This window comes from Streptomyces sp. AcH 505 (genome assembly GCF_000818175.1).
Classification (GTDB): Bacteria; Actinomycetota; Actinomycetes; order Streptomycetales; family Streptomycetaceae; genus Streptomyces.
This window is the reverse complement of the sequence record NZ_JTIY01000001.1, coordinates 3,328,682-3,332,938: the sequence shown is the minus strand read 5'-3', so window position 1 is coordinate 3,332,938 and position 4,257 is coordinate 3,328,682. Positions and strand designations below refer to the sequence as shown.

3 protein-coding genes and 1 pseudogene are annotated in these 4,257 nt (G+C 71.7%); 1 reads left to right on the top strand and 3 read right to left on the bottom strand.

Translation table 11 applies throughout. From position 1 onward, the window contains the following. The 3 genes from mtrB to mtnA all read right to left on the bottom strand — a co-directional run. The coding region (gene mtrB / locus HY68_RS15225) for an MtrAB system histidine kinase MtrB (RefSeq protein ID WP_041989075.1) at positions 1 to 1,847 on the bottom strand (1,847 nt) is incomplete at its 3' end. Position 1,848: 1 nt separating this feature from the next. Further along, complete coding sequence (gene mtrA, locus HY68_RS15220; protein WP_003968748.1) at positions 1,849 to 2,526, bottom strand: two-component system response regulator MtrA; 678 nt, start codon at positions 2,524 to 2,526, stop codon at positions 1,849 to 1,851. Positions 2,527 to 2,701: 175 nt separating this feature from the next. Continuing rightward, entirely contained in the window at positions 2,702 to 3,847 is a 1,146-nt protein-coding gene (gene mtnA, locus HY68_RS15215) for an S-methyl-5-thioribose-1-phosphate isomerase (protein ID WP_041989071.1), read from the bottom strand. A gap of 203 nt (positions 3,848 to 4,050) precedes the next feature. Between mtnA and HY68_RS44560 the strand changes: the two are divergent. Then, positions 4,051 to 4,257 (top strand): annotated as a pseudogene (locus tag HY68_RS44560) (hypothetical protein); the annotation flags it as partial.

Sequence of the window (4,257 nt, the reverse complement as noted above, 5' to 3'; positions counted from 1 at the left end):
GCCGAGCGGTCCAGCCTCGGCTGGGCCGGCACGCTCGCCAGCCGGTGCGGGTTCTCCTGGGCGTCGCCGACCGCCGACCGCTCGCGGTTGCGCCGCGAGTCCTCGGGTTCCAGGGGTATGGGTGAGCCGCGCAGCGACTCGTCCGCCGTGCGCGGCAGGGTCAGCCGGAACTGCGAACCGCCGCCCGGCTCCCCCCAGGCCTGGAGCCAGCCGCCGTGCAGCCGCGCGTCCTCGACGGCGATCGACAGACCGAGGCCGGTGCCGCCCGTGGTGCGCGCCCTGGCCGGGTCGGCGCGCCAGAAGCGGTTGAACACCCGGGTCGCCTCACCGGGCTTCAGGCCCACGCCGTAGTCGCGTACGGCGACGGCGACCGCCCCGCCCGCGACGGCCATCCTGACCACGACGTCCCTGCCCTCGCCGTGCTCCACGGCGTTGACGACGAGATTGCGCAGCACCCGCTCGACCCGGCGGGCATCAGCCTCGGCGACCACGGGCTGCTCGTCACCGACGACCCGGATCCGGGTGCCCTTGCGCTCGGCCAGCGGCTCGGCGCCGCCGATGACACGCCGTACGACCTCGCGCAGATCTATCGGCTCGGCCTCCAGCGCCGCCGCGCCCGCGTCGAAGCGGCTGATCTCCAGCAGGTCCGACAGCAGCGACTCGAAACGGTCGAGCTGGTCCCCGAGCAGCTCCGCGGAGCGGGCCGTCACCGGGTCGAAGTCCATCCGCGCGTCATGGATGACGTCGGCCGCCATCCGCACCGTCGTCAGCGGCGTCCGCAGCTCGTGCGAGACGTCGGAGACGAAGCGCCGCTGCATCCTGGACAGCTCCTCCAGCTGCTGGATCTTGAGCTGGAGGTTCTGCGCCATCTTGTTGAACGCCTCGCCGAGCCGCGCGATGTCGTCCTCACCGGTGACCTTCATCCGCTCCTGGAGGCGCCCCGCGGAAAGCCGCTCGGCGATGCCGGCCGCCATCCGTACGGGGGTGACGACCTGCCGGACCACCAGCCAGGCGATGGCACCGAGCAGCACGACGACGAACAGACCCGCCGTCGCGAGGGTGCCCTTGACCAGGTTGAGGGACTGCTCCTCCTGGTTCAGCGGGAAGAGGTAGTACAGCTCGTAGGAATTGCGGTCGACGTCGTTGAGCCGCTTGCCGATGATCAGGCCGGGCTCCGGCTTCCGCGCGTCGGACGCGTCCGTGTACTTGATCTGGGCGTACCGCTCGAACTCGCCCTTGCCGCCGCCGACCTGGGCCCGCAGATCCGCCGGGATGCTCCCGAAGTCCACCCCGCCCGAGGCGCGCGGCGCACGGTTGGTCGATCCGGGGTCCGTCGCGTCGCCGCTGAGCGCCACCACGTTGAAGGCACCGGGGCCACCGCTGGCGAGCTGCTCGACCAGCTCGGTCCGCCAGGAGTTACGGCCCGGCGTACCGCCCGAGCCGCTGTCGCCCCTGGTACCCGGCGCAGCGGGCGCGTCGGCCTTCTCCTGCGCCACGGTGAAACCACCGGCCGCCTGGCTCTGCGCCGCCTTCTCCTTGGCCTCCAGCAGGCCGTTGCGCACCTGCCCGATGACCACGAACCCGAGCAGCAGCACCACACCGAGCGACATCAGCAGCGTCGCCGCGACGACCCGCAGCTGGATGTTGCGCCGCCACAGCCGCACGGCGGGCAGCAGCGGCCGCCTCACCCAGCGCACCAGGAGCCGCACGACGGGCCCGCCGGGCGCACCGTCCTGGAGCAGCCGGCCGGGCCGGCCGAACCAGGCGGACACCCGTCCGGAACCGGCAGTCCGCCCCGTACGGACTCCCGGCCCCCCGGGCTTCGGAGCAGCACTGCCGCCGGACATGTCAGCTCGGTCCTGCCTTGTAGCCGACACCACGGACGGTCACCACGATCTCCGGCCGCTCCGGGTCCTTCTCGACCTTGGAACGCAGCCGCTGCACATGGACATTGACCAGCCGGGTGTCCGCGGCGTGCCGGTACCCCCACACCTGCTCCAGCAGCACCTCACGGGTGAACACCTGCCACGGCTTACGGGCCAGCGCGACGAGCAGGTCGAACTCCAGCGGCGTCAGAGCGATGGACTGCCCCTCCCGCTTCACCGAGTGCCCTGCCACATCGATGACCAGATCGCCGATGGTCAGCTGCTCCGGAGCCGGCTCCTCGGACCTGCGCAGCCGCGCCCTGATGCGCGCCACCAGCTCCTTGGGCTTGAACGGCTTGACGATGTAGTCATCGGCGCCGGACTCAAGACCGACGACCACGTCGACGGTGTCGCTCTTGGCCGTCAGCATGACGATCGGCACCCCGGACTCGGCCCGGATGAGCCGGCACACCTCGATGCCGTCCCGGCCGGGAAGCATGAGATCCAGCAGCACCAGATCAGGCTTCGCCTCACGGAATGCGGCAAGCGCTTTGTCGCCGTCCGCCACGAACGACGGCTCGAACCCTTCACCACGCAGCACAATCCCGAGCATCTCGGCCAGTGCGGTGTCGTCATCGACGACGAGGACGCGTCCCTTCATATCGACATCATCCCATTTTCATTTCCGTTGCGTAGACATGCGTGATTTGTCTCACTGAACAGCGACGACGTGCACCGATGAACCGGGCTCACTCCCCATCGCCCCCACACGGTAGTGGAGTGAACAGGGTTTATGGATGTTCGGACCGCAAACGGGACGCCTGCGGGCAGCCCCGTCAACCGGTCGTCACTCGACGTGACCTGGCCGCCAGCTCGACGAGCGCGGCCCCCGTCACCGGCGAGAGCACCCCGTGCTCGGTCACGATCGCCGTCACCAACTCCGGCGGCGTGATGTCGAACGCCGGGTTGTACGCCTGCGTCCCCAGCGGCGCGACCGGCATCCCGGTCGCCTCCGCCCCCGCCGACGCGAGCTGCGGCGCCGTGAGCTCCGTCACCTCCTGCCCAGGCCGCTGCTCCACCTCGATCGACGCCCCGTCCGGCGTCTCCAGGTCGATCGTCGTGGTCGGGGCGACCACGACGAACGGCACATTGTGGTACTTGGCGAGCACGGCGAGCGGATAGCTCCCCACCTTGTTCGCCACCGAACCGTCGGCCGCGATCCGGTCCGCGCCCACCAGGACCGCGTCGACCTCCCCCGCAGCGAACAGCGAACCGGCGGCGTTGTCCGTGAGCAGCGTGTACGCCATCCCGCTGCGCGCCGCCTCGTACGCCGTCAGCCGGGAGCCCTGGAGCAGCGGACGCGTCTCGTCCACCCACAGCCGCCGCAGCCGGCCCGCCCGGTGCGCGGACAGCGCGACGGCGAACGCCGTACCGTCCCCGCCCGAGACGAGCGCCCCGGTGTTGCAGTGCGTCAGGATCCGGTGGTTACCGCCCGGCAGCAGCTCGTCAAGCAGCGTCAGCCCGGCCTCCGCCATCTGGGCGCTGGCCTGCGCGTCCTCCTGGTGCAGCAGCCTCGCCTCGGCGAGCGCGGCAGCCGCCGCCTGCTCCAGATCCGCGCCCTTGTCCGCAGCGGCCCGGTACGCGTCGCGGGCCCGCCGTACGCCGAGGCCGAGATTGACCGCGGTGGGCCGCGCCTGCGCCAGGATCTCCGCCGCGTCCTCCACGTCGAAGCCCCGCGCCGCCGCGAGCGCCACCCCGTAGGCACCGGCGATCCCCAGCACCGGCGCACCCCGCACGACGAGCGTCCGGATCGCCTGCACCAAGGCAGGCACGTCCGTACAGACGAACTCCGCCTCTTCGACCGGCAGTCTCGTCTGGTCGAGGAGGACCAGCACGGGCCCCTCCGGCGGCTCGTCCCAGCGAAGCGTGGGGAGCATGGACGGCTCTGCGCCGACGGGCTTCTGTACGTACTGATCAGCCATCCGCCCAGTCTGCCCGCTCCGGCACCGACATTGAAGGCAACGAGTGGCGGGGAACAGGGTGATAAGGAGATACCGCGCCCGGCCCACCAGGCACCCACGCGTGGCACGATGGCTGCCAGCCCGCCGCCCGGTACGCGAAAGGACGCTCCCGCAGCGCCCGATCGCCGAGCCGGCCCCGCAACCAATCCACGAGGTGGACGACCGTGAACGACACTCCGGGCTGGGCATCGCCCGGATCTGCCCCGTCCGACGGCCAGAACAGCGGCGTGCCCCGCCCCGCCGGCCCCACCGACGAGGCCGGTTCGCCTCCTGGCTGGTCCGCGACCCAGCCGCCACCAGGACAGTGGGCCCCGCCGAGCCAGCAGGGCGCGGGTCCCGTCCCGCAGCCCAGGCCCGCACCGGGCTGGGGC